This window comes from Halostella pelagica (assembly GCF_004762015.1).
Taxonomy (GTDB): Archaea; Halobacteriota; Halobacteria; order Halobacteriales; family Natronoarchaeaceae; genus Halostella; species Halostella pelagica.
In genome coordinates this window covers 658,518-681,582 of the sequence record NZ_SJES01000001.1, presented here as the reverse complement: position 1 = coordinate 681,582, position 23,065 = coordinate 658,518, and the positions used below count along the sequence as shown (strand labels likewise).

The window sequence follows — 23,065 nt, the reverse complement described above, 5'->3', positions numbered from 1 at the left end:
TGTGATTGGTCGGTATCGATTGGTTTTATTTCCCGTCCGCTAGGAGTAGACGTATGGAGCGCCCCCGTACTCCGCGGCCACTCCGTAGAGATGTACTCAAAGCAAGCGGTGCTGCCCTCTCTCTCCCCGTTATCGGCGGTGTCGCCGCAGGACAGGAGAGCGATGGTTACTCCCCCCTCGGCAGATACGATATCCCGCACGCGAAGGAAGTCGTCGTCGACGACGAGGGGACGACCGCGTACGTCGCGCTGACCGACGGATACGCGGTTTTCGACGTTTCTGACCCGGCGAACCCAGAGCCTCTGGTCACTGAACGCGAACTCGTTCCCGAAAACGAGGCGAACCCGCTCGGTCGGGTTTACGACGTGAAACAGGACGGCGACTATCTGGTGGTTGCGAGCCAGGCCGGTAGCACCGGCGTTCTCGGCTACGACGTGAGCACGCCGTCCGAACCGGAGCGGATCGGCTTCTTCCCGATCCGCGCGGCTATCCACAACTGTTACGTCAAAGACGGGTACGCGTATCTCGGCGCACTCAACGGGGAAGCGAACCCCGTCGTCATCGTCGACCTCGAAACGATGGAAGAGGTCGGGCGCTGGTCGGTACTCGATGACGACGAGCAGTGGGGCGAAGTGCCGTTCAGTCGCCGACAGACCCACGACCTGTACGTGCAAGACGACCTCGCGTACGTGGCGCTCTGGGACACCGGAACCTGGATCGTCGACGTGAGCGACCCCTCGAACCCCGAACTGGTCACTCGCTTCGGCGACCACTCGAAGGACGAGGTGACAGGCGCGGGATCGCCGTCCGCGGGCCTCGAACCGCCGGGCAACTCCCACTACGTTCAGCCCAACGAGGACGGCAGCGTCGTCGCCGTCGGAAAAGAGGCGTGGGACGCTGGAAACTCCGGTTCCGGCGGCCCGGGCGGGATCCACTTCTGGGACGTATCCGACCCCTCCTCGCCCGAAGAGATCGGCGCGATCGAGCCCAACGTCGCGGAAAACAACGCCTACGACGGCGGTACGTGGACGACGTCGCACAACTTCGACTGGGTCGGCGACCGACTCTACACCTCCTGGTATCAGGACGGCGTCAAGGTGTTCGACGTGAGCGACCCGTCGAACCCCGAGCAGTTATCGTGGTGGCGTCAGCCCGAGGAAACGAGCATCTGGACCGCACAGTGTGCGGTTCAGGACGACTTCTACGTCGCCACCAGTCTCGGGACGGGCCTCAACGACACGGAGCCTGCGGCGCTGTTTACCTTCCCCGACGAGGCGGGTGAACAGGAGAACCGTCCGGCGCTGCCGGGCGACAGTTCGAGTTCGACCACGTCCACAACCCCGACGCAGACGACGACCGTGACGGACGACGGAACCGAAACCGACGGCGGCGGGACGACCGCGGAGACTGACGGCGAAAACGACGACGGTGACGACAGTGACGGCGGCAGTCTCCCCGGGTTCGGCGTCGGTGCCGCGCTTGCGGGTCTCGGCCTGGGTGCGCTCCGGTACCGCGGTAACGATAACGATAGTTAAACCGGGTCTCCCGACCGAACCCAAACCCTTCCGTACCTGGAGCGCCTAGCCCCGCGTAATGACCATCGGCTCACCCGAGGACCCCGACTCCGACGAACCGCTCGCGGAGCGCGTCGAGACGTGGCTCGTACAGCAGATGCCGATCATCCAGATGCACGGCGGAACGAGTTCGGTCAGGAAAGCCGATCCCGAAACGGGAGAGGTGATCGTCGAACTCGGCGGCGGCTGTTCCGGCTGTGACGTCAGCGAGATAACCGCCGGCAACATCGAGGCGGACCTGCTCAAATGGCCGGAGGTCGATGAGGTCACCATCCGCGTGCCGGAGGGCGGCGAGAACCTCGGCGTCGACCAGGCCGAGAGCATCATGGGTATCGACCGCACAGAGGGCGGCCGCGGCGACTGGGGCTCCTCGAACCCCGGAAAGGACCACCTCTAGCTCCGCCTACAGCGCGTTCTCGACGGCTTTCGCGACCGTTCTCGCCTTCTCGGCCAGCGCCTCGGAGACGTGGCCGGCGTCGACCGCCGCGTCGAGTTCGTCCTCGTCGACGCGTTCGACCGTTCCGTCCGGCCGCTGTATCACGTCGACGTGTAGGTCGACGTATCGGACGGCGTCGGGAAACACCTCGACGGGCGTGCAGACGTTGACGTACGTTCCTTTGCGCTCGCCGTCCTCGCCGCGGTACGCGGTGGGATACCACCACTTTCCCTCCGTTATCTTGGTGATGGCGGCGTCGCCGCGTTCGCGTTTCGTCCCCAGCGCGTCGTACGTGCCGCTTCCGCGGATCGTCCGCCGGAGGGTGATCTTCCCGTCCGGGTCGTACTCGGTCACGTCGCCCCGGCCGAGCGTGTAACAGCGGCCGTCCGGCTTGCCGTGGACCAGCGCGATCTCGTCGCCCTGTTGCGGCCCGTACTGTTCCGTCACCGCCTCGAAGGGGAACTCGCGGCCGTCTAAGTCGCCGTCTTCGACGACGCTCTCGACGAAATCGACCGCGGAACTCGCCGCGCGGTGGGCGGCCTTCGTCCGGTGGTGGCCGGGCATCGTCGTCTCGACGGCACGGCGCTCGTCGTCGAGTCTGAACCGACACTCCCGGCCGAACCAGCACCACCGCGTCGCGTACGGTGCGGCAACCAGTTCGGGGGCAGCCTCCTCCGGTGACGGCGCGTCGGCCACGTCGCTCTCTACCGCCGCCGCGCTGTCGGCCGCTTCGCTGAGCGCGTCGCCCAGCGCGTCCATCTCCGCGTCGGCCGCCGCTCGCTGCCAGCGAACCCCCCAACCGTCCGGGGGGTCTGCGGGGAGGATCTCCGTCGTGCGAACGAGTTCGGTCGCCCGCTCGCCCGACGCGTCAGCGGTCACACCGTCTCGCTCCCGCGAGAGCGTCACGAGACCGCCCGGGAATTCAAGGCCCGTGCCGAGTTCCGGGCGGTCGTCGCCCCACGGCGGCGCGGGGTCGCGGACCTGCACGCGGATGCGGTCGCCGTCGTCGGCGTACCCGTCGACGGCCGAGTAGGGGAGAAACCCCTCCCGGTCGCCGTCGAGGTCGACGACCGCGCCGCTGCCGAGCGTCTCCGCTACCACGCCGTCGAACACGGCACCCAGCGCCGCCGTCTCGTCCCAGACGAAGGCGTCGCGGCCGATACCGCTCAGCGTTTCGGCCACCGCGTCGACGGCAGCGGGGCCGCCGGAGACCCCGACGCCCTGTCGGTCGCCCGTGGTGTCGACGCGAACGTCCGCGGGCGCGGCGTCGAACTCGGCGTCGAACCGCCGGCGGATCGGCGGAGACGCCTGCACCACGTCGAACTCGCCCCGCAGTCGCTCGGTCAGCGCGGTCGTGTAGATGCCGCGGACGCGAACGCCCGTCATTCCAACCGCTCGCGGGTGTCGGCGAACAGCACCCGGTCGTGGATAGTCGGCCCCAGCGTCAGTTCGACCAGGTTGTCGTCCAGTACGCGGCCGTCCTCGACGTACGCGCCCCACGTGTCGAAGCGGAGCCAGCCCCGCATCTCGTCGGCGTGGGTCGTCAGGTCGAGATACTCCACTGCGTGTTCCGGATAGTCGCTCGCGGCGTGGGCCATGTCCATATCCGAGTACACGATATCGCGGCCGTCGAAGAACTCGACGAGGTCATCGGCGGTCTCCTCGGTAGCCGAGACGACCGCGTCGGAAGCGGCCTCGATACCGTCAGCGTCGAGGCCGGCCTCGCGGAGCGCCCGCTGCGTGCGCTGGTCGAAGTGCATACCGAGCGCTTCGCAGGCCAGGGATTTGAACGGTCCGGAACTCCGAACCGTCGGTCGACGGCAGAAAACAGCGGAGAGTCGGTCTCAGTGGGACTGTTGCCCTTCAGATCGGTAGGTCACCGACCCCGCGCCGGCGAACGCCGGCAAAGGTACAACTACAGTAGTCACTGAAAGTCATTGCACAGTTGATCGCATCAGGGACTACTATAACTCTCTCAGTCGTCAGCGGCTAACCGGCCCGTCCAGTTCGCGCTCGCTTCGGTCACGGTGGCGTCTTTCGCTTCCGTGTCCGCGGTCACTTCCTCGGTTGTCTCGACCGTTTCGCCTGTCGCTTCGTCTACGTTCTCGTCTGCTGTCGGGAGGGATGCGTAAAGGATGCCTCGGCTGGTATTGTACATTGTTACCTGAACAGACTCGTCCTCACTGTTAAGGTCGACCCTAAAACAATCCATGTTATATAATCACATACATACTGAGGCAGGGGTGGAGAGCCAAAACGTTACCCGAAGTGCCGACTGAATAAGAGACATGCCACCAGGTCGCGATCCGGTCGATCGCGCGTCGGACAACTCGCGTGACCTGTACGATGTCACGAGTTGGGAGCCGCGAACGCTCGTAGACCGACTCGCTGTCGGCATCTACGGGAGCCTCCGTCCGATACTGCGCTGGGTGCTCATCCTCCTCGGGGTCGTCATTCTCGCCGCGTTGTTCGCCCTCGGCAGTCTGGGGGCCATTCTCGACCCCGTCGTCGGCGCGTTCGTCGTGCTGTCGGCCATCCCCGCGTTGCTGCTTGCGGCGTACTTCTGGCGGGCCGACGTGACCAGCGGCGAACCGCTTGACCTGCTGGTCGTCACGTTCGTTCTCGCCGTCCTGTTCGCCGGGTTCGCCGGGGTTCTCAACGACTTTGGGAGCGGATTACAGGCGCTCGACTTCGGTGCCTTCGGTGTTGGCCTCGGTTCGGTCCTCTTTTTCTACCTCGTCGTCGGGCCGATAGAGGAGACGGTCAAACTGCTCGCGGTCCGTCTGCACGCCTTCCGGAGCAGTCGCTTCGACTCCGTCGTCGATGGTGCCGTCTACGGTGCCGTCGCCGGTCTCGGTTTCGCAACCATCGAGAACGCGCTGTACATCACGCGGTTCATGGAAGCGGACGGCGGCGTGTTCAGCATCGCGTTCGTCCGAGCGCTCGCGGGTCCGGGCCACGTCGTGTACTCGGGCATCGCCGGTTACTATCTCGGTCTGGCGAAGTTCAACCGGGCGGACGCCGGACCCATCGTCGTCAAAGGCCTGCTCATCGCGGCGTTCGTCCACGGCACGTACAACGTCACCGTCGGGGTCGTGCCGCCGCTCATCGCTAACTCGACACAGCTCTCGCTCGGCGCGTCGTTCGTCGGCTACATCGCTTTCTACGTCGCCGCCGCCGGGTTCTACCTCTACCGTAAGATCGGCCGCTATCGCTCCGTCTACGAGTCGGTCGGAGCCGGCGACACGCACGACGCCGACGCGCCGCCGGAGCGCACGGAGTTCGATAGCCCGCCGCGGGAGTGATAGTGTCCGCTGTCTTCAGTTCGGTGGTTCGCCGACGCGGGTCAGTACCCGTCGACTAACTGCTCGGCGTACTTCGCTATCACGTCCACCTCGACGTGGACGGGGTCGCCCGGTTCCTTCTCCGAGAGCGTCGTCTCCTCGTAGGTGGTCGGGATTATCGCGACCGTGAACGTCTCCTCGCCGCGGTCGGCCACCGTCAGACTGATCCCGTCGAGCGAAACCGAGCCCTTGTCGACGACGTACTGCGCCTGGCCGGGGGGCAGCGCGAACTCGAACTCCCAGTCGTCGCCGACGGAGTGCACGTCGACCACCGCCGTCGTCGCGTCGACGTGACCCTGCACGAAGTGACCGTCGAGGCGGTCGTCGGCCCGCAACGCCCGTTCGAGGTTGACCCTGTCGCCGACCGTCACCTCGCCAAGGTACGTCTTCGCCCGCGTCTCCTCCGCTAGGAACACGTCGAACCACTGGCCGTCCTCGCCGTCGCCGAACTCCTCGACGGTGAGACACGCGCCGCTGACGCTGATGCTCTGGCCGTGCTCCAACTCGTCGAATCCGCTGGCGATCCGGAGTCGCAGACCGCCCTCCGCGCTCTCCGCGGCGACCACCTCGCCCGTCTCCTCGACGATACCGGTGAACATGCCCGATTGTCGGGGCCGGCGGGGCAAAACCCTCTCGACTCGGACGGACGGACTTTTCTTCCCCGGCGCGCTACCTCGTCAGTATGAGCCGCGGTATCATCGACACGCTACAGCTCGGGGCGACTCTCCTTTTCGCTATCCCCATCGCGTACGTCGGGGCCGACTTCCTGTTTTCGGGGCGGACGCTCTTCGGCGCTGGCTTTCTCGCGATCGCGGTCCTGATGGTGCTCGCCGAGGAGTACCTGACGACGCCCGGCGATCTCACGGGCAAAGCGGCCGAGAAGGCGGTCGGCGCGGTGGCGAAAGACGAGGACGAATAGCTGGGTTCGGCCTCACCGCTACTGCGGCCGAACGGCCAGAATCCATTAATAGTTCACCCCGACTGTTTAGGTAAGGCATGAAGGAGACTATCTACCGCTCCTCGACCGGGGAGTTCTGGACCGGGACCCAGATCTGGCAGCGATTCGAGTCCGGCAAGTGGACACCCTGCTGCTGGGACAGCGAGTCCGGCGTCGAGTGGGTCGAGACCGACTCCGAGACGCTGCTCCGTCTCGCGCCGGTCTCCCCGTCGGACCTACCCGAGGAGGTCCGTCTCGAACGCGTCAGCCAGGGCGTCGTCGTCGAGGACGAGCGACGGATGGTCGCCTGAAAGGGACTGTTGCAGTTCGGTAACTCGCCGACGCGGGGTCGGCGAACGCCGGTAACAGTTACGACACCCCTAGGACTGACCGCGACGACGCGTCGCGGCGGTTTCAGGGTCGGAGCGACCGCTCAGTCGTCGCCAGCGACTCGTACCCGTCTTCGGTGACGGCGACGAGATCCGTCAGCGCGACTTCACCGCCGTCGGGGTCCGTTACGGCGGGCGATATCGCGAGCACCGTGCCGGCCGGAAGCGGGTCGTCGCTTCGCAGGTCCGGCCGCTCCCGCGGAGCAAGACCGACGCCGTGGCCCGCCGTTTCGGGGAGCGCGTCGTCGGCGAAGCCGTACGCGCCGCATTCGACCATCACTTCCTCGCGTATCGTCGACGCCGGGACGCCGGCCTCCAGTTCGCGCAGCGCCGAGTCGAGCGCTCGTTCGACGGCGAGTTGTGCTCGGCGCTCCCACCCGCCTTCGCCCTCGACGACGAACGTCCGGGCGAGCGCTCCGTAGTAGCCGCCCGGTTCCCGCGGCGCGACGCGGACGACGACTGTCTCGCCGGGTTCGATACGGTCGCCCGGGTCGTCGGCCTCGGGCCCGAGCACCACCCGCGACTCGACGCCCGGGCACGCGCCGTTCGAGCGGACCGCGGCGTCGATGGCCTCCCGGAGCGTTCGGGTGGTCACCGGTTCGTCACTGCCGTCGCGCCACAGCCGTCCATCGGCGACGGTTGCAGTCCGCAACAGTTCGCGGGCGCGCTCGACGCCAGCGACGGCGGCCGCCTGAGCCGCGGCCGTTCGCTCCCGTTCCGCGGCGTCTTTCGTCTCGCGTGCGCGGGCGACGGCATCCGTCGACGCCACGTCGTAGCCCGCGTTCTCGGCGTACAGCGCTGCGTCGTGCGGGACGTTGCGCGGCGTCAGCACCGGCCCCGCGACGCCGCATTCGTCGAGAACGGCGACGGCCTGTTCACCCACCGGAGCATCGTTGACGCGGACAGCCGCCGCCGAGTCCTCAGTCCGGACGGTCGACCTCTCCGCAGCGTCGAGCGCCGGCGAGACGCAGAGCGTCGCCTGTCCGTCGGCGTAGACGAACGCCGCCTCGCCGTCCGGCAATGGACCCGCACAGTAGCGAAGCGCCGGCTCGGCGGTGTGGCCGGCATGGAGAAAGGCGTCCGCATCGCGCTCCGCGAGAGCGCCAGACAGGAACGCGGTCGAAAGCGCCGCCATCGCCGCCTACTTCGCCTCGATGGGCTCTTTGGCTTCGTCGATGAGCTTCTCGATGTCTGTCTCGATCGGCTCGTTGTGTAGCAGGACGTCGATGGGGAGCGTCGGCGCGCCGTCGACGAGGTTCTCGAGGAGGACGAGCCGTTCCCGTGCCCGACTCATCCCGACGTAGAAGACGCGGCGCTCGTTGTCGGTCAGCGTCGGCACGGGGCTGGTCGTCTTGGTGAACACGTCGCAGCCGTCGATGTCGGACGGGTCGTCGACAGTCGCGGCCATCTGCTCGACGACCTTCTCCGTCAGGTCGGTCCCCACGAACACGTGGTCGGCCTCGCGACCCTTCGCGCTGTGAATGGTCCCGACGCGGATCCGGTCGCGGTCCATGTCCTCGTACTGACCGGACGCGAAGTACGCTTTCATGCTCTTTTTCTGGAAGCTCGTGACCTTCCGGACCATGTCGGACGCCGACGCGGGGCCGGGCATGAACGGGACGTGGTCGCTTACGACCGCTGAGTCGATAGTGATCTCGGTGAGGTCGTCTACCTCGGCGGCTTCCTCCCGCTCGTCGATGTGGTCGAACAGGTCGTCGCGGTCCTTGGTGCCGAACGCCGAGTCCTGAAGCATGTCAGCGAGACGGCGTGCCTGCAGTCCCGTCACGTCTTTCCCCTCGTCGATCCGCTGGACGGCGGTGACGTACTGGTCGAGGCGGTCGGTCCACATCCGCTGGTCGGTGAGACACTGGAACGGGACGCCCTCGGTGATGAACTCGTCGATGAACCGGAACATCTGGTAGCGCGCCCGGAACAGGAGCATGAGCGAGCCGTCGTCGGTGTTTATCGTCTGGCGCACGTTCCGGACGAGGTCGAGCATCGACGGGCTCTCGACGGCCTCGACGACGCCGCCCTCGGTTCGCGGCGACAGGTTCTTCTCCTGACGCTGGTCGATGTGTTCTATCTCCTGTTGGACCGTGTGGAGGATCTTAGACGGGAGGCGGTAGGACGTGTCGAGGATAACGTCCTCACCGTTCTCTTCGAGCAGGAGCTGCGGGTCCGCGCCCTGCCAGGCGTAGACGACCTGGTCGTCGTCACCCGCGATCAGCACTCGTTCGAGATGGGGCTTCCACTCCTCGTACACCCTGTACTGGAGCTGCGTGATGTCCTGGAACTCGTCGATGACGAGATATTCGACGTTCGGTTGCAGCGAGCGCTGTTCTACGCGCTCTAGCATGTCGGCGAAGCCGACGAGGTCGTTTTCGCCCTTGTAGGAGCGCCAACCGCGGATCGTCTCGGGGACGTCGATGCGGTCGTCGTCGCTCGGCCAGGTGGGGGTGTACTTGTTCCCTTCCTGGGAGCGCTCGTCGACCTCCGGCGGCAGTCGGACCGTCTCGTCGTCCCACTGGAACGGGACGTCGTACCAGTCGGCCACCTCGCGGTTGGTCCGCTGGAGCCACTGGCTCGTGGCGATTATCTTGTTGCCGATGGTCGTCGACCGGGCGGTACGACGGCCCGCGCCGCCGTACTCGTCCTCGAACTCGACCCCGAACTCTTCACAGAACTCCTCCTTGTCGGACTCGCCCACGACATCGCTCCGCGAAAGGTTGAGCAACTCGTACGCTTTCGCGTGCATCGTACAGACGTTCCCCTTCAGCGATCTAGGGTTCTCGTCGAGTCGTTCGGCTAGGCGTTCGCGCACCTCGGCGGCGGCGGCCCGCGTGTAGGAGACGACGAGGACGTCCCGCATCTCGACGTCGTCGTCCTCTAGGATTCCCTCGACACGGTCGAGGAGGGCCGTCGTCTTCCCGCTCCCCGGACCACCGAACAGCCGGGTTACGGCCGTGTCGGACTGAGTCATTGTCACATTCCAGGCCCCCAACGACTATAAGGGTCGTGGGTTCGTCTTCGGACCGCTGATCGGCCATAGAACCGCGTAAAACCAGCGAGGTCAGTTGTTCCGGGGGGACCGGGCATCGCGCACGTCACTCCCGTCCCGTATCTTGTCTTTACAGTCCGGACAGACGCGCGGGTCGTCGACGCCACGTGGCGTAAATACTCGAGCGTACGCTTCCGTGACAAACGCGCCGCAGTTCTGACATTCCGGCATTTCTCTCTCCACCGCTACCTGAGGAAATAATCTCTTATAATTCTGTCGACGGATGGGTACTCTCCGGTCGCTGGTACGTTACTCGGCCCGAGAACCGGCCGACCCGCTGCTCGGACGGGACCATACTGACTCACGGCTGACAGCACACTGGACCGAGAAAAACCGAGTCGCGTTTCGCCTGTTCACTCCGACGGGCCCCATCCGCAAACGGTACACTCCGTCGCGGAAGAGTCGTGGATCCCGCCGCACTCCGGACACTGCTTCTTGTTATACTCCGTCTCCCAGTCTACTCGCTCTGTCTCGTGGCCGCGCTGCGAGAGGAACTGGTCGAAAACATCGTCGTCGCCGGTGTCGGGTGCGGAAGCCATACACGGTAAGGTATGGCACACCACGCATATAAATCGTGAGGGTCCGACAGACCTTGCCGGGACGCGGGAACGAACAACTGATTGTGTGAGTGTCACCCCCGTCCCGCGATGCGAACGGGACCGGTTTCCCGGCGTCGCGTCACTCTTTGACGTTTCCGATTGCGTAGTCGCCCGGACCGTCCTCGACGCGGACGAGGGCGTCTCCGCCGTCGAAGTCGGCGAGCGTCGGCGCACACCCCATATGGCCGACGGTGCCCCACCCGCACGTTTCACAGACCGCGGTCTCCCGCCGGAGTTCGCCGTTGGCCGCGGATGCGTAGCCGCGTTCTATCGTCTCTCCGCATTCGGCACAGGTGAGCGGGTCGGCCAGACCGTCGTAGGTCGTCACGGTCGTTCGTCGTCCCCGCCCGCGCTTTCCAGTTCGTTATTCCACGCCTCGTAGCCGCCGGCGAGCGACGCCACCGTGGTGTCGGGGCCGACGGCCTCGTGGGACTCCAGCAAGCGGCCCGCCTGCACCGAACTCTCGCCGATCGGACAGGCGATCACGACGTCTTCGCCCCAGTCGCGCCCCTCGACGGCCGCCGTGAACTCGGGGAACGGAACGTTCTCCGCGCCCGGAATGTGTCCCGCTTCGAACGCCGCTTCCGGGCGGATGTCGACGACCGACACGCTCCCGTCGGTGTCCAGTTTCGCTGCCAGTTCGTCCGGCGTGATCTCCTCGACCATCGCGCGTTTCTAGGCCTCGTCGCGCTAAACGTCTTCGGGGCGCGGCCGGGTTCGGGCCGCTACCCCTTCGTCGACCCGTTCTGGCGGACGGTTTAAGCCCGCAGGCCCGCAACCGTCGGACATGACCGATCTGAATCTGGGCGCGACGCAGCTCGACCGCTACTCCCGGCACATCATCATGGACGAAGTCGGGCCGGAGGGCCAGAAGCGCCTCCTTGACGCGTCCGTCCTCGTCGTCGGGGCTGGCGGACTCGGCTCGCCGGTCGTCCAGTATCTCGCGGCGGCGGGCGTCGGTCAGTTGGGCATCGCCGACGACGACGCCGTCGAGCGGAGCAACCTCCAGCGACAGATAATCCACGGCGACGACGATGTCGGCCGCCCGAAAGTCGACAGCGCAGTCGACTACGTCACCCAACTGAACCCGGACGTCGACGCTGTCGCCCACGAGACGCGCGTCACCAGCGACACCGTCGCGGATCTCGTCGACGGCTACGACTACGTGGTCGACGCGAGCGACAACTTCCAGACGCGCTATCTCGTCAACGACTACTGCACGCTCACGGGCATCCCGTTTTCCCACGGCGCTATCTTCCGGTTCGAGGGACAGGTGACGACGTTCCCCGGCGACGACGACTCGCCGTGCTACCGCTGTCTGTTCCCCGAAGCGCCTGAGGAAGGGACGGTTCCTGACTGCGCCTCCACGGGCGTTCTCGGCGTTCTCCCTGGCACAGTCGGCTGCATCCAGGCGACCGAGATGGTCAAGCTCGTCATGGGAATCGGCGAGACGCTGGACGGACGTGTTTTGATGTACGACGCGATGGACATGTCGTTCGAGGAGGTGCCGCTCCGCAAGAACCCCGACTGTCCCGTCTGCGGGAACGACCCCGCCATCGAATCCGTTCGCGACGTGGAGTACGCCGAGACCTGCTCTATTTCGGCGGACTGATCCGGATCCGAGCTCACCGCTCTTCCGGCGGCTCGTCGGCCGCCGATACCTCTGTCTCCGGTTTCGTCACCCGCAGAACTCGAACCCGGGTGCCGTCCATCCGCTCGACCTCGATGCGGGTCCCGTCGTGTTCGACCGCGTCGCCTTCGTCGGGGACGCGGCCGAGACGGTCGTAGACGAAGCCCGCGACGGTTTCGAACTCCTCGCCCTCCGGGACCGAAACGCCGAGTTCCTCGTTCAGTTCGTGGACGTTGAGGTCTCCGCGGACGCGCACGGTCCGCTCGTCGAGTTCCTCGATCGCCGGGCGCTCCGTCTCTTCCAGGATGTCGCCGACTATCTCCTCGACGATGTCTTCAAGCGTGACGAGCCCCTGGGTCGTCCCGAACTCGTCGACCACGATCGCCAGATTCCGATGCGCTTCGCGCATCTCGATCAGTAGCTCGTCGACGTCTTTCGTCTCGGGGATGTGGAGTACCGGTTCGGCGAGGTCGACGGTTACGGTCGTCGTCCCGTCCCGCCCAGCGCGCACGAGATCGGGCAGTTCGACGACGCCGACGACGGTGTCGAGCGTCTCCTCGTACACCGGGAGCCTGTCGTGTCCCTCGTCGATACAGACGTCGATCGCTTCGGCGACGGTCGCGCCGGCCTCGACGGCGGTCACGTCCAGCCTGGACCGCATCACCTCCTTCGCGATGCGGTTCCTGAACTGGAATATCCCGAGCAGTAGCTCGCGCTCTTGCTCTTCGATGACGCCCTCTCGCTCTCCGGTTTCGATCAGTTGTTGGAGTTCGGTGCGGGTGATGTACGGGGTCTCGATCGCGGCCGTGGAGCCGGTTAGCCGGTTCACGATCCGGGTGAGGTAGTCGAAGAGGACGACCAGCGGATACATCAGGTACTGGGACAACTGCAGCGGACGCGCGATCCGGCGGGCCCACGATTCTGTGTGTTCGACGGCGTAGGACTTCGGCGCGCTCTCGCCGAACAACAGCACGAGCGCGGTGATCCCGAACGTGGATACCAGGACCGACTCGGCCGGCGAGAAGTGGAGCGCGAGGACCGTCGTCGAGATGGAGGCCATCGCGATGTTGACGACGTTGTTGCCGACGAGGATCGTCACGAGCAAGCGGTGCGGGTCGGCCTTGAGATCGCTGACCAGCGCGGCCCCGGGGCGGTCCTCGGCGACCATCGCCTCGACCTTGTGGTCCGCCAGCGAGAACATGGCGATCTCCGAGGAGGAGAAAAAGGCCGAGAGGGCGATGAGAACGGCGATTGCCCCGCTCCCGCCTATCGTTATCGTTCGCGTCGTGAGTTCGACTCCGAACTGCAGCGGGACGGTCATGCCCGGGGCTACGAGGGTCAGCCCCGTAAGCGATGGTAGTTACGGCTACCGCCGGTTTCCGGGGGTAAACGCTTCAGTCGCGCTCAACGCGAACCGCTTCCCGCCTGAACTCTTCGCCGGTCCAGCGCCACGACCCGACGCGCTCGTCACGCAGGTCGACGACGACGTAGGACGCGCCGGGCCAGGTCGCCTCCGCGCGGTCGGTCGGCGACGGTTCCGACGGCCCTTTCGGATGGGAGTGGTAGAAGCCGACTACGTCCCCGCCGTCTGCCTCTATCGCCTCGATGCGATCCAGTTGTTCCGCCGGGTCCAGTTCGTACCGCGTTCGACGCATCTCGGCGACGTTCTCGACCGGCAGCGCGGTTTCGACGCGCCGGGGGCCGTCCGCGGCGCTCCCCCCGCCTTCCTCGCCGCCTCCGGTTCCGCCAAGCACGCCGCAGACCTCCTCGGGCGCGCCGTCGCGGGCGTGGTCGAGGACGGCGTCGTAGGCGTCGCCCGAGAAGACGAGGGCGGCGCTCGCGCCGCCGCTGTCCGCCTCGTCGTCACTCATCGCTGCGTCGCCGCCGTCGCCGGGAACGCTGTCGCGACGTTCGCCGGGGGCGCGTCGAACAGGTCGGGGTGGACCAGACCGGCGAGGTGCTCCAGCGAATCGACCAGTCGCGGTCCCGGACGGTTCAGGTAGTTGTGCCCGTCCATCGCGTACGTCCGCCCGTCTCGAACCGCCGTCAGGTCGCTCCACGCGTCCCGCTCCGCGAGTTCTTCAGCGTTCTCCGCCGTCTGGCCGAGGTCGAACCCGCAGGGCGCGGCCACGAGTACATCCGGATCGTACTCGCGTACCGCGGCGAACTCGCGGGGTCGCGAGCGGTCGCCGGGGTCAGCCATCTCGTAGTCGCCGCCCGCGATATCGACCAGTTCGGGGACCCAGTGGCCGGCCACCATCACCGGGTCCATCCAGTCGAGCACAGCGACGGTGGGCATCGACTCTGCCGCCTCCGCGCGTGCCTCGACGGACTCCACGCGTTCTCGCAGTTCGTCGACGAGCGCCGCGGCGCGGTCCGCCCGGTCCGTCGCCGCGCCGATCCTGCGAACGTCGTCGTACAGGTCCGCCAGACTGTGCGGGTCGCTCGTCAGTATCTCGGGGTTCGCGTCGATGGCTTCGACGGCGCGTTCGACGAGTATCTCGTCGACGGCGCAGACGTCGCAGATCCCCTGTGTGACGACCAGGTCCGGGTCCACGGCGTCCAGCGCGTCGACATCTATCTCGTAGACGCCGCCGTGGTCGTTCTCGGCCGCGACGACCTGCTCGTTTATCTCCTCGCTGCTCGCCTCCGGGTCCACCCGCGAGCGGTTCATCGACGGCTTCTCAGCGGCCGCAGGCGGGTGGTCGCACTCGTGCGAGACGCCGACCGGATCGACGCCGAGTGCGTACGCTATCTCGGTGGCCGAGGGGAGGAGCGTGACGACGTTCATACCGGTGCGTTGGGAACGAGCCCCGTTAAACCGTCCGCCGCGACGGGCCGGACTCTCACTGTCGGTCGGAACTCCGCGAGGAGATTCGTTTCCGAGGGGGCGACATGCTTCGGCGGCCTCCGTCCGACAGTATAGTAGCGCTTGCAAGTCATCACACGTTCAATCGCACGACGGCGTGCGATCGGATGTGTAAACAGTTGCAAGCGCTACTAATCAGAACTTCCGGGGGATCTCGATCCAGACGAGACACCAGAGGGCAGCGCCGAGAAACGCCAGTCCGAATTCCGGCAGGAGCACGTACTGCAGTCCTTCACTCCCACCGGGGACGAGCGCGCTCGCACTCGACACCGAGCGGGCCTTTCCCCAGGTGCTACCGACTGCGATCCCGACGAGCGAGAGGCCGAGAAAGCTCGCCAGAAGCAACAGAGCCACCTTGGCTCGAATGGACCATACCTGGATCGTTGTGCGGACTTCGTTCGCGCCCATACTCCCCGTAACACCGTATAGATGTTTGTTATGCGCCGTTTTCCACGCTCACAAACCGACAGGGGCCGTACAGATGCTCCGTCCCGTATGGCGGTATTCCCTGAAACATTCGTGAAAAGTCACCGCCGTCGCCGCTTCTCGGCGGTGCCGATGCGGTTTCCCGGCGGAGGACACCGGGAACACTCATACACCTCTCTCAGTTCATACCGGGAAGAGTCCATACTCCATCTCTCAGTTCGTGCCGAGAATAGTCCCTTCCCCGTCTCTCAGCCCGAACCGAAGACAGCCGATGCTGCGCGTCGTTACTCCAGTTCGTACAGGTCGGTGTACTTCTCGGTGACGTAGTCGAGGAAGTAGTCGGCGGTGAAGCCCTCGCCCGTCGCCGCCTCGATCAGGTCCGGCGTCGTGTACCGACTGCCGTGTCGGTGGACGTTCTCGGTCAGCCAGTCGTGGAGCGGACCGAACTCGCCCTCGCGGATCTTCCCCTCCAGGTCGTCGATGTCGTCCTCGGCGTTGGCGTACAGTTGCGCCGCGAGGACGCTCCCGAGCGAATAGGTCGGGAAGTAGCCGAAGCTCCCATGGCTCCAGTGGATGTCCTGCAGACAGCCCTCGGCGTCCGTCTCCGGGCGGATACCGAGGTACTGCTCGTACTTATCGTTCCAGACCTCGGGGACGTCCTCGACGTCAAGTTCGCCCTCGATCAGTTCGCGCTCTATTTCGAAGCGGATGACGATGTGCATGTGGTACGTCAACTCGTCCGCCTCGACGCGAATGAGGTTGTCCTCGTACACCTCGTTTGCGGCCTCGCAGGCCTCCTGCGGCGTAACGTCGTCTATCTGCGGGAACCGCTCTTTCATCACCGGGAGGAACCGCTCCCAGAACGCTTCGGAGCGCCCGACGTGGTTCTCCCAGAGGCGCGACTGGGACTCGTGAACGGTGAGGTCGCGGGATTCGCCCAGCGGCGTGGCGTAGTCCTCGTCGGGCAGGCCGAGCGTGTAAGTGGCGTGGCCGAACTCGTGGACCGTGCTCGTCAGTGCGCCGAGCGCGTCGGACTCGTCGAACCGCGTCGTGACGCGGGCGTCGTACTGGGTCCCGGTCGAGAACGGGTGCGGTGCCGTGTCGAGGCGGCCGCGGTCCCAGTCGTAGCCGAGCGTGTCAAGCACGTCGCGGGCCAGTTCCTCCTGCGTGTCGATGTCGAACTCGCCGTCGAACGCGTCGAACGCGAGGTCGGCGTCAGATTCGCGGATATCGTCGATCAGCGGGACGAGCTCCTCTCGCAGGCGCGTCAGCGTCTCCTCGGCCGTTTCGAGGTCGAGATACGGCTCGTACTCCGCGAACAGGACGGCGTACGGGTCCGCGTCCGGGTCGATCTGCTCGGCGTACTCGCGCTTGAGTTCGACGAGGTCCTCCAGAACCGGCGCGAAGACCGAGAAATCGTCCTCTTCTTTCGCTTTCTCCCACTTCGGCAGCGCTTCGGAGGTGGTTCGGGATATCTCCTCGACCAGTTCCGTCGACACCTGCGTCGCGCGGTCGTACTCGCGTCGGACCTCGCGAACGACGGCGGCCTGCTCGTCGGACAGGTCCGCGGCCTCTAGTTCGTCCAGATACTCGCCCATCTCGTCGTCGGTGAGTAGTTCGTGGCTCACCGCGGAGAGCGCCGACAGCTGTTGGGACCTGGCCGGCGTGCCGTCCTCCGGCATCATCACTTCCTGGTCCCAGCTGAGGACTCCCCGGGCGTTGCCGATGTTGGAGATGCGTTTTACTTTCGCGAGGAACTGCTCGTACGTGTCCGAAACGTCGTCAGCGGCGGCTTCCGTTGCCATCATCGATTCCTACCGCATCCTTCACTATCAATCCCCTGTTTCAGGGTCTCGCGCGGGTTCCGCTCCGAACTGCTCGACGACACCGCGGTAGATCCGGTAACAGCGATCCAGCGCCTCGACGGAGACGCTCTCGTCTTCCGTGTGCGCCTCTCCCGGTTCGGCGGGACCGCAGACGACGCACTCGACGCCAGCTTGCGAGAGCCATCCTGCGTCGGTCGCGTGCGGTTTGACGACCCCGTCCGGCGTCTTGCTCTGGGACTCCCGGGCGGCCGCCAGCGCCCGGTCGACGAACCGTTCGTCGGCACAGCGCATCGGCGGCAGGTCCTGGTCCACCGTCCACTCGACGCCGTCGAGCGCTTCGACGCGCTTTAGGGGGGCTCGCTCGCCCGGCACGGTTCGCTCGTCCACGGTGACTTCGCAGGTCTCCGGAACGACGTTCCACGCCGTTCCGCCGTCTATCTCCGTGACGACGACGCTTCCCTCGACGCGCTCGCCGGCGATATCGACCGCTGGCGCGTCCATCTCTTTGACCACGTCGACGGCGTCGCAGGAACGGTAGACGGCGTTTACTCCCGCCTCGGCCTCGCTTGCGTGGGCCGCCTCCCCCCGAGCCGTGATCGTGGACCCCCGGCGGCCCTTGTGCGCGATGGCCACGTCGGTCACGTCAGGCGCGGAGTAGCCCGTCGACCCCTCGCCGACGATAGCGTAGTTCGGTGCGAACCCCTCGCCGATGGCGTGGCGCGCGCCCTCGCCGCCGATTTCCTCGCCGACGAAACTGGCGAAGACGAGTTCGAGGCCGTCGGGCGGGTCCGCGTCGCGGAACGCGCACATCGCCGCCGCGACCGCGCCCTTCATGTCCGCCGCACCGCGGCCGTACAACCGGCCGTCGCGTTCCTCGACGACGTACGACCCGTCCTCGGCAACCTGATCGTCGTCCGGCGGCACCACGTCGTGGTGTCCTATCAGCGCCAGCGACGCGTCGCCCGTTCCCGTCCGGGCGATCACGTTGCCAGCGTCGTCGCGGCGCACGTCCGCGTCGGTCGCCGCGCGGAGCCAGTCCTCGACGGCGTCGCCGGCCGCCGTCTCGTCCTCGTGGCTCGGTATCGACACGAGTTCGCGGGTGAGTTCGCGGAGTTCCGTCACGGTGTCTCGTTCGAGCGCCCGGCACAAGAAGCTACAGTAGCGCGTCCAAGTCATCACACGCTGGGTCGTAGGACGTGTGCGATCAGAGTACTGTTCTTGATCACTCTGGCCGTATTCGTCGTAATCAACACCGTCACCTTAGGATCGCATATAGGGCACTAATTTTAACAAATCCAAAACTCGAACTGGATATATGCAGAACCGATACACCACCGTGATGGTCCTGCTGTGTTTGCCGGTTTCCGGGTGTCTCGTGAGTCCTCAATCCCCCGCTGAATCGCCAACTACAGAACCAACCACGATGGCCGTCGATTATCCTGACGTACCAGAATCAGACTCGAACAGGTCGCTACTGAACTTCTCGAAAGCAAACGAGCGTGCACTGGCGACTGAACGGGCTCGAAACTCCACGTCCGGGGAGATTCAAGCAGTAACGATCAGCATCAACAACGCTACGATCAGTGAACGGTCGGCGAATGGAACCGTCGTTCACCTGGAGTACAACGTCGGGCTTCGTGTTGAATCGAACACCGGCGAAGTCTCGTCAGCTGATACCCAATACACGGTGAACTACTACGTGGCCGACGACAAGGAAGTCCATCGGGCAAGTACGAAAGGCCTCCACCGGCCAGGCCCTAACCCACGGACGAACGGGACGACCGTCACCGCAATTTAACTCGTTTTCCCGGGCCAAGATAGACACGTCGGGCGGCCCGGGCGTACCCGTATCAGACCCGCTCGTACACCGGATCCTGTTCGTCGATGGTTTCAGTCGACAGTTTCTCGACCGCCTTGGCGACGTGTCGCGCGCTCGCCGCTTGCTCCTCGCTCGCGCTCGCGACCGACTCTGCCTCAGTAGCGACCGCATCCGCGGCGTCCGCGAGGTCTTCGACCGTCTCCGAGAGCGCGGTAACGCTGCGGGCCTGCTGGTCAGCCGCCGCCGCGACCTCCTCCATACCGGCCGCGGAGTCCGCAACGATGTCCTCCAGGTCTTCGATGGAGTCGACAGCGGCCGCGACCTGTTCGCGTCCCGCCCCAACCCGCTCGTTCGCCGTCTCGATGGCAGTACGCGACTCCGTTGCTCCCACACGCACAGACTCGGCGGCGTCACTGACCGCTTCGAGGTCCTCCCGCGTCTGCGAAACGAACGTCTCCAGTTCCCCGGCGATGGTCTCTGCCGTTCCGTCTCCGGACGCGCGTTTGGCCTCCACCTTCGCGTTCGTCGCTAGCACTGCGGTCCGGTCGACGACGCTGTCGACGCTGTCGACGACGTCCTCGATATCCTTCGCGCGCGCTTCGACGGTCTCCGCCGCGTTCAGTAACTGCTCGGTCGTCTCTTCGACGGTCTCTAGCGCCTCTAACGCCTGCTCACCGGCGTCGACGCCGTCGGCAGCCACGTCGACCGCGCCCTCGCTCGTCTCCCGGACGTCGGCCGCGACTGACGCGACTTCCTCCGCGGCCGCACTGACTTCCTCTAGGTCCGCGGCGGCATCGTTCACGCCGTCCGCTTGGTTCTCGGCGTGGTCGTAGATAGTCGATGCGCTCTCGGCGACCGAGGCGGACGACTGCTGTAACTGGAGGACCGGCGGTTGAACGTCGTTCTCGACCTCGCTGGCGAGCGCGCGCTGCTCTTCGAGTGCGCGTTCCAGTCGCTGGTTGTACGACTCGACGTACGTGTCGCTGGCCACCTGGAGGTCGAGGTTCAGGATGCGCAACACGGCGAGTACGTCCTCCATCCCGTCGTGTATCGCGTCGCGCACCGTCTCCTCCAGCGAGGCGTCCAATCCGTCGTCGCCGTTGCTCTCGCCGCTGATATCGCGGAGCGCCCCGACGACCCGGTCCAGTCCGCCGTCGGTTTCCTCGCGCTCTGTGGCCCACTCTTCGATCGCTTCGACGACCTGCGTCTGGACGCGCTCGTCGACTCGCGAGAGTATGAGGTCGTAGTACAGGCCGTACTGCCCCACGTAATGCTTGAGAGGCATGTCGAGTATCTCGTGGAGTTTCCCGATGCGCGCCCGGTTCGTGAAGTAGTCCTCGTCGTACTCGCCGCTCGCCAGCGACACCAGGTACGCCTTCTGGGTGCGCTTGAGGTCCTCGACGCCTTTCGGTGACCGCTCGAAGATCGCCGTGGTCTGGTCGTACTCGGTCAGGTTGTCGTAGAAGGCGTCCGCGATGGCGTCCTGATTCTCCCGGAGCAACGGTTCGAGGTCCGAGAGACGCGCTACGTCTTCGTCGTCGAATCCGATGAACTCCTTGCGCCACCTGATCTCCTCCTCGTCCAGCCCGATCTGGTCCGTGAGCCCTGCCGATTGAACGAACCGATTCAGTCCACCTAATCCGAACTCCTTCGACGGGTCCATGACAGCGTGAAATCAGTTCGAGTACGAAAATGTTCGACGGCGTTCCCAAAAAGTGAGAACGAGGTGACAGTATACCGGGACCGCCCATCGCCGCTCTTCGAACTGATGCTATACTGCTGTCGTAGCGCGACCGCCTCGGCGTACCAACACACCGCTACGGGTCCGTGCCCTTATGAACCACGGCGACCGTATTTACTCTCATGAACGTTGTTCCGGACACGAGCGTGGTCATCGACGGCCGCGTGTCCGAGCGAGTAGAAGACGGCGACTTCGAGGGCGCGACGATACAGGTCCCCGAGGCGGTCGTGGCCGAACTGGAGGCACAGGCCAACGACGGCATCGACAGCGGGTGGGACGGCCTCTCCGAACTGCAGCGACTCGCGGAACTGGCCGACGACGGGACCGTCGACCTGGAGTACATCGGGACTCGGCCGGACGCCGTCGAGCGCGGCCACGCCTCCGAGGGGGAGATCGACGCGTTGATCCGCGAACTGGCCGCCGAACACGAGGCCACGTTCGTCACGAGCGACGTCGTCCAGAGCGAGGTCGCACAGGCCAAGGGGTTAGACGTCGAGTACATCACGCCCCGGACCCGCGACGTCGGAACCCTCTCGATCGAGGAGATGGTCGACGACCAGACGATGAGTCTCCACCTTCGCTCCGGGGCAGTTCCGATGGCGAAACGCGGCGAGATCGGCGAGATGCAGTTCGAGGAGATCGGAGACGAACCCACCTCCGAGGAGGAGATGAAGGAACACTCCCAGGAGATAATCGAGAGCGCGAAGCAGTCAAACGAGGGTTTCGTCGAGCTTTCGGACGACGGTATGACCATCGTCCAGTTCCGGGACTACCGCATCGCGGTCGCCGAACCGCCGTTCGCCGACGGCTACGAGATCACCGCTGTCCGGCCCATCGTCAAAACCGATATCGAGGACTACGAGTTCGCCGACGAACTCAAAGAGCGCCTGCTCGAATCGAAACGCGGCGTCCTCATCTCCGGCGCGCCCGGGGCCGGGAAGTCGACGTTCGCCCAGGCCGTCGCTGAGTACATCGCCGACCACGATTTCGCGGTCAAGACGATGGAGAAACCCCGCGACCTGCAGGTCGGCCCGGAGATCACCCAGTACACGGAACTCGGTGGCGAGATGGAGGCAACCGCCGACTCCCTGCTGATGGTCCGCCCCGACTACACCATCTACGACGAGGTGCGCAAGACAGACGACTTCGAGGTGTTCGCGGACATGCGCCTGGCCGGCGTGGGCATGATCGGCGTCGTCCACGCGACCCGCGCTATCGACGCGCTCCAGCGACTCGTCGGCCGCGTCGAACTCGGCATGATCCCGCAGATAGTCGACACGGTCGTCTACATCGAGGCCGGCGAGGTGTCGAAGGTGTACGACGTGACCACCGAGGTGAAGGTTCCCGAGGGCCTCACCGAGGAGGATCTCACCCGCCCGGTCATCATGATCCGCGACTTCGAGACGGGTCAACCAGAGTACGAGATCTACACGTTCAACCGCCAGGTCGTTACCGTCCCCATCGGCGAGGGCGAGGAGGACGAAAGCGGCGTCGACCGCATCGCACGGCAGGAGATAGAACGCGAGATCCGCTCCATCGCTCGCGGCCACGTCGACGTCGAACTCCAGAGCCAGAACACCGCCGTCGTCTACGTCGAGGAAGACGACATCTCCACCGTCATCGGCAAGGGCGGCGGCCGCATCACGGACGTGGAGAACCGTCTCGGGATCGACATCGACGTCCGGACCCACGACGAGAAACCCGGCGGGCGGAGTTCGGGCGCTGGCGGTAGCGGCGGAAGCGGCGGTACCAGTAGCGCCGGCGGCCGTGCCGGCGACATCGTCGAACCCGAGGTCACGTCGCGGCACATCGTCATCCCGGTCGACGGTCACGCTGGCGAAACCGTCGAAGTTCAGGCCGACGGCGAGTACCTGTTCACAGCCACCGTGGGTCGAGGCGGCGACGTACAGGTCACTCGCGGGAGCGCTATCGCCGAGGAACTCGAACGGGCGATCGACGAGCGCCGGAGTATCAGCGTCATCTCACAGTAAGCGAGAAAGCGGCGGAAGAAGGCGTCAGAAACGAATTATTCGGCACATCGGCAGGGCTCGGCGTCGTCGGACGAGTCCGACCCCTTCGCGTCCGGTCCGCCGTCGGCTTCGACCGCCTGTTCCTCCGTGAGTTCGTAGAGGCTCTGCCGAGCGTCGGCGAAGTAGACGTCTTCGTCGACGATACCGATATCCTGGAGTCGTTCGAGGGCGTACCGAACCGTCCGCGCCGATAGCATCGATTCCTGAACGATCTGTTTCTGCGTGAGCGGCCCGTCGTATTCGAGCACTTTGAAAACTAACTTCGCACTCGGCGGAAGGTCTTCGAGCTCCTCGTCTGTACCAGCCATCGTTACGATTCGAAAGGACCCAGAAGCATAAAGATTGCCGCATCGGTCTCTCGAACCCCTCGATCACACGGTTTCCCGG

26 protein-coding genes are annotated in these 23,065 nt (G+C 65.5%); 8 read left to right on the top strand and 18 right to left on the bottom strand.

Features of this window, described 5'->3' with window-relative positions:
- Positions 1-53: 53 nt before the first annotated feature.
- Both EYW42_RS03420 and EYW42_RS03415 read left to right on the top strand, forming a co-directional pair.
- A complete protein-coding gene (locus EYW42_RS03420; RefSeq protein WP_135533848.1) occupies positions 54-1,535 on the top strand; it encodes an LVIVD repeat-containing protein in 1,482 nt (493 codons plus the stop codon).
- A 58-nt stretch (positions 1,536-1,593) separates the two neighbouring features.
- A complete protein-coding gene (locus EYW42_RS03415; RefSeq protein WP_135533847.1) occupies positions 1,594-1,971 on the top strand; it encodes a NifU family protein in 378 nt (125 codons plus the stop codon).
- A 6-nt stretch (positions 1,972-1,977) separates the two neighbouring features.
- Here EYW42_RS03415 and EYW42_RS03410 read toward each other — a convergent pair whose 3' ends face one another.
- From EYW42_RS03410 to EYW42_RS03400, 3 genes are all read right to left on the bottom strand, one after another.
- On the bottom strand, positions 1,978-3,396 hold the full coding sequence (locus tag EYW42_RS03410) for a DUF402 domain-containing protein (RefSeq protein WP_135533846.1): 1,419 nt from the start codon (positions 3,394-3,396) through the stop codon (positions 1,978-1,980).
- Complete coding sequence (locus EYW42_RS03405; RefSeq protein WP_135533845.1) at positions 3,393-3,770, bottom strand: DUF7532 family protein; 378 nt, start codon at positions 3,768-3,770, stop codon at positions 3,393-3,395. Before EYW42_RS03405 ends, EYW42_RS03410 begins: the two co-directional genes overlap by 4 nt.
- Positions 3,771-3,985: 215 nt before the next feature.
- Positions 3,986-4,168 (bottom strand): hypothetical protein, encoded by a 183-nt coding sequence (locus EYW42_RS03400; protein ID WP_135533844.1) that lies wholly within the window; start codon positions 4,166-4,168, stop codon positions 3,986-3,988.
- 130 nt (positions 4,169-4,298) lie between these two features.
- Here EYW42_RS03400 and EYW42_RS03395 point away from each other — a divergent pair, with 130 nt between their 5' ends.
- Positions 4,299-5,315, top strand: coding sequence for a PrsW family intramembrane metalloprotease (locus EYW42_RS03395; RefSeq protein WP_135533843.1), 1,017 nt, complete (start codon positions 4,299-4,301; stop codon positions 5,313-5,315).
- A gap of 41 nt (positions 5,316-5,356) precedes the next feature.
- Here the strand turns inward: EYW42_RS03395 and EYW42_RS03390 are convergent, their stop codons facing one another.
- A complete protein-coding gene (locus EYW42_RS03390; RefSeq protein ID WP_135533842.1) occupies positions 5,357-5,953 on the bottom strand; it encodes a riboflavin synthase in 597 nt (198 codons plus the stop codon).
- 83 nt (positions 5,954-6,036) lie between these two features.
- On the opposite strand from EYW42_RS03390, the gene EYW42_RS03385 reads away from it, so the two are divergent.
- Both EYW42_RS03385 and EYW42_RS03380 read left to right on the top strand, forming a co-directional pair.
- Positions 6,037-6,273 carry a DUF7533 family protein gene (locus EYW42_RS03385; protein ID WP_135533841.1) on the top strand — a complete coding sequence of 79 codons (237 nt, stop codon included), beginning with the start codon at positions 6,037-6,039 and terminating at the stop codon, positions 6,271-6,273.
- A 77-nt stretch (positions 6,274-6,350) separates the two neighbouring features.
- The gene (locus EYW42_RS03380; RefSeq protein ID WP_135533840.1) at positions 6,351-6,602 is read left to right on the top strand and encodes a hypothetical protein; all 252 of its coding nucleotides are present in this window, start codon (positions 6,351-6,353) and stop codon (positions 6,600-6,602) included.
- A gap of 103 nt (positions 6,603-6,705) precedes the next feature.
- Here EYW42_RS03380 and EYW42_RS03375 read toward each other — a convergent pair whose 3' ends face one another.
- The 6 genes from EYW42_RS03375 to EYW42_RS03355 form a co-directional block, all read right to left on the bottom strand.
- Entirely contained in the window at positions 6,706-7,815 is a 1,110-nt protein-coding gene (locus EYW42_RS03375) for a M24 family metallopeptidase (protein ID WP_135533839.1), read from the bottom strand.
- A 6-nt stretch (positions 7,816-7,821) separates the two neighbouring features.
- Positions 7,822-9,660, bottom strand: a complete 1,839-nt coding sequence (locus EYW42_RS03370) for a UvrD-helicase domain-containing protein (protein WP_135533838.1) — start codon at positions 9,658-9,660, stop codon at positions 7,822-7,824.
- 90 nt (positions 9,661-9,750) lie between these two features.
- Entirely contained in the window at positions 9,751-9,909 is a 159-nt protein-coding gene (locus EYW42_RS20670; RefSeq protein WP_449271864.1) for a DUF7563 family protein, read from the bottom strand.
- A 182-nt stretch (positions 9,910-10,091) separates the two neighbouring features.
- A complete protein-coding gene (locus EYW42_RS03365) occupies positions 10,092-10,277 on the bottom strand; it encodes an HVO_0416 family zinc finger protein (RefSeq protein ID WP_135533837.1) in 186 nt (61 codons plus the stop codon).
- 139 nt (positions 10,278-10,416) lie between these two features.
- Entirely contained in the window at positions 10,417-10,665 is a 249-nt protein-coding gene (locus EYW42_RS03360; RefSeq protein WP_237561264.1) for a hypothetical protein, read from the bottom strand.
- Positions 10,662-11,003: a rhodanese-like domain-containing protein gene (locus EYW42_RS03355; protein WP_135533836.1), complete on the bottom strand. Its 342-nt coding sequence runs from the start codon at positions 11,001-11,003 to the stop codon at positions 10,662-10,664. Before EYW42_RS03355 ends, EYW42_RS03360 begins: the two co-directional genes overlap by 4 nt.
- A gap of 121 nt (positions 11,004-11,124) precedes the next feature.
- On the opposite strand from EYW42_RS03355, the gene ubaA reads away from it, so the two are divergent.
- Positions 11,125-11,949: an SAMP-activating enzyme E1 gene (ubaA, locus tag EYW42_RS03350; RefSeq protein WP_135533835.1), complete on the top strand. Its 825-nt coding sequence runs from the start codon at positions 11,125-11,127 to the stop codon at positions 11,947-11,949.
- A 13-nt stretch (positions 11,950-11,962) separates the two neighbouring features.
- Here the strand turns inward: ubaA and EYW42_RS03345 are convergent, their stop codons facing one another.
- From EYW42_RS03345 to EYW42_RS03320, 6 genes are all read right to left on the bottom strand, one after another.
- The gene (locus tag EYW42_RS03345; RefSeq protein WP_135533834.1) at positions 11,963-13,288 is read right to left on the bottom strand and encodes a hemolysin family protein; all 1,326 of its coding nucleotides are present in this window, start codon (positions 13,286-13,288) and stop codon (positions 11,963-11,965) included.
- A gap of 73 nt (positions 13,289-13,361) precedes the next feature.
- The gene (locus tag EYW42_RS03340) at positions 13,362-13,838 is read right to left on the bottom strand and encodes a desampylase (protein ID WP_135533833.1); all 477 of its coding nucleotides are present in this window, start codon (positions 13,836-13,838) and stop codon (positions 13,362-13,364) included.
- Positions 13,835-14,758 carry an ABC transporter substrate-binding protein gene (locus tag EYW42_RS03335; RefSeq protein ID WP_135533832.1) on the bottom strand — a complete coding sequence of 308 codons (924 nt, stop codon included), beginning with the start codon at positions 14,756-14,758 and terminating at the stop codon, positions 13,835-13,837. The genes EYW42_RS03340 and EYW42_RS03335 overlap by 4 nt, the downstream gene beginning before the upstream one ends.
- A 213-nt stretch (positions 14,759-14,971) precedes the next feature.
- Complete coding sequence (locus EYW42_RS03330; RefSeq protein ID WP_135533831.1) at positions 14,972-15,244, bottom strand: hypothetical protein; 273 nt, start codon at positions 15,242-15,244, stop codon at positions 14,972-14,974.
- Positions 15,245-15,546: 302 nt separating this feature from the next.
- Positions 15,547-17,067, bottom strand: coding sequence for a carboxypeptidase M32 (locus tag EYW42_RS03325; protein WP_135533830.1), 1,521 nt, complete (start codon positions 17,065-17,067; stop codon positions 15,547-15,549).
- A gap of 27 nt (positions 17,068-17,094) precedes the next feature.
- Positions 17,095-18,210, bottom strand: a complete 1,116-nt coding sequence (locus EYW42_RS03320) for a M20 family metallopeptidase (RefSeq protein ID WP_135534032.1) — start codon at positions 18,208-18,210, stop codon at positions 17,095-17,097.
- Between the two features lie 301 nt (positions 18,211-18,511).
- On the opposite strand from EYW42_RS03320, the gene EYW42_RS03315 reads away from it, so the two are divergent.
- Positions 18,512-18,886 (top strand): hypothetical protein, encoded by a 375-nt coding sequence (locus tag EYW42_RS03315; protein ID WP_135533829.1) that lies wholly within the window; start codon positions 18,512-18,514, stop codon positions 18,884-18,886.
- Between the two features lie 52 nt (positions 18,887-18,938).
- On the opposite strand, the gene EYW42_RS03310 is transcribed toward EYW42_RS03315, so the two are convergent.
- The gene (locus EYW42_RS03310; RefSeq protein WP_135533828.1) at positions 18,939-20,570 is read right to left on the bottom strand and encodes a protoglobin domain-containing protein; all 1,632 of its coding nucleotides are present in this window, start codon (positions 20,568-20,570) and stop codon (positions 18,939-18,941) included.
- A gap of 200 nt (positions 20,571-20,770) precedes the next feature.
- On the opposite strand from EYW42_RS03310, the gene EYW42_RS03305 reads away from it, so the two are divergent.
- The gene (locus tag EYW42_RS03305; protein ID WP_135533827.1) at positions 20,771-22,639 is read left to right on the top strand and encodes a PINc/VapC family ATPase; all 1,869 of its coding nucleotides are present in this window, start codon (positions 20,771-20,773) and stop codon (positions 22,637-22,639) included.
- A 35-nt stretch (positions 22,640-22,674) separates the two neighbouring features.
- Here EYW42_RS03305 and EYW42_RS03300 read toward each other — a convergent pair whose 3' ends face one another.
- On the bottom strand, positions 22,675-22,986 hold the full coding sequence (locus EYW42_RS03300; protein ID WP_135533826.1) for a winged helix-turn-helix transcriptional regulator: 312 nt from the start codon (positions 22,984-22,986) through the stop codon (positions 22,675-22,677).
- Between the last annotated feature and the right edge of the window lie 79 nt (positions 22,987-23,065).

Bases quoted from the DNA above. Each gene is read 5' to 3' on its own strand.
- EYW42_RS03405 (WP_135533845.1), bottom strand. From the start codon at position 3,770: ATGCACTTCGACCAGCGCACGCAGCGGGCGCTCCGCGAGGCCGGCCTC.
- EYW42_RS03300 (WP_135533826.1), bottom strand. From the start codon at position 22,986: ATGGCTGGTACAGACGAGGAGCTCGAAGACCTTCCGCCGAGTGCGAAG.
- ubaA (WP_135533835.1), top strand. From the start codon at position 11,125: ATGACCGATCTGAATCTGGGCGCGACGCAGCTCGACCGCTACTCCCGG.
- EYW42_RS03395 (WP_135533843.1), top strand. From the start codon at position 4,299: ATGCCACCAGGTCGCGATCCGGTCGATCGCGCGTCGGACAACTCGCGT.
- EYW42_RS03380 (WP_135533840.1), top strand. From the start codon at position 6,351: ATGAAGGAGACTATCTACCGCTCCTCGACCGGGGAGTTCTGGACCGGG.
- EYW42_RS03325 (WP_135533830.1), bottom strand. From the start codon at position 17,067: ATGGCAACGGAAGCCGCCGCTGACGACGTTTCGGACACGTACGAGCAG.
- EYW42_RS03345 (WP_135533834.1), bottom strand. From the start codon at position 13,288: ATGACCGTCCCGCTGCAGTTCGGAGTCGAACTCACGACGCGAACGATA.
- EYW42_RS03305 (WP_135533827.1), top strand. From the start codon at position 20,771: ATGAACGTTGTTCCGGACACGAGCGTGGTCATCGACGGCCGCGTGTCC.
- EYW42_RS03420 (WP_135533848.1), top strand. From the start codon at position 54: ATGGAGCGCCCCCGTACTCCGCGGCCACTCCGTAGAGATGTACTCAAA.
- EYW42_RS03400 (WP_135533844.1), bottom strand. From the start codon at position 4,168: ATGTACAATACCAGCCGAGGCATCCTTTACGCATCCCTCCCGACAGCA.
- EYW42_RS03370 (WP_135533838.1), bottom strand. From the start codon at position 9,660: ATGACTCAGTCCGACACGGCCGTAACCCGGCTGTTCGGTGGTCCGGGG.
- EYW42_RS03375 (WP_135533839.1), bottom strand. From the start codon at position 7,815: ATGGCGGCGCTTTCGACCGCGTTCCTGTCTGGCGCTCTCGCGGAGCGC.
- EYW42_RS03335 (WP_135533832.1), bottom strand. From the start codon at position 14,758: ATGAACGTCGTCACGCTCCTCCCCTCGGCCACCGAGATAGCGTACGCA.
- EYW42_RS03330 (WP_135533831.1), bottom strand. From the start codon at position 15,244: ATGGGCGCGAACGAAGTCCGCACAACGATCCAGGTATGGTCCATTCGA.
- EYW42_RS03385 (WP_135533841.1), top strand. From the start codon at position 6,037: ATGAGCCGCGGTATCATCGACACGCTACAGCTCGGGGCGACTCTCCTT.
- EYW42_RS03410 (WP_135533846.1), bottom strand. From the start codon at position 3,396: ATGACGGGCGTTCGCGTCCGCGGCATCTACACGACCGCGCTGACCGAG.
- EYW42_RS20670 (WP_449271864.1), bottom strand. From the start codon at position 9,909: ATGCCGGAATGTCAGAACTGCGGCGCGTTTGTCACGGAAGCGTACGCT.
- EYW42_RS03315 (WP_135533829.1), top strand. From the start codon at position 18,512: ATGGCCGTCGATTATCCTGACGTACCAGAATCAGACTCGAACAGGTCG.
- EYW42_RS03415 (WP_135533847.1), top strand. From the start codon at position 1,594: ATGACCATCGGCTCACCCGAGGACCCCGACTCCGACGAACCGCTCGCG.
- EYW42_RS03365 (WP_135533837.1), bottom strand. From the start codon at position 10,277: ATGGCTTCCGCACCCGACACCGGCGACGACGATGTTTTCGACCAGTTC.
- EYW42_RS03355 (WP_135533836.1), bottom strand. From the start codon at position 11,003: ATGGTCGAGGAGATCACGCCGGACGAACTGGCAGCGAAACTGGACACC.
- EYW42_RS03340 (WP_135533833.1), bottom strand. From the start codon at position 13,838: ATGAGTGACGACGAGGCGGACAGCGGCGGCGCGAGCGCCGCCCTCGTC.
- EYW42_RS03390 (WP_135533842.1), bottom strand. From the start codon at position 5,953: ATGTTCACCGGTATCGTCGAGGAGACGGGCGAGGTGGTCGCCGCGGAG.
- EYW42_RS03310 (WP_135533828.1), bottom strand. From the start codon at position 20,570: ATGGACCCGTCGAAGGAGTTCGGATTAGGTGGACTGAATCGGTTCGTT.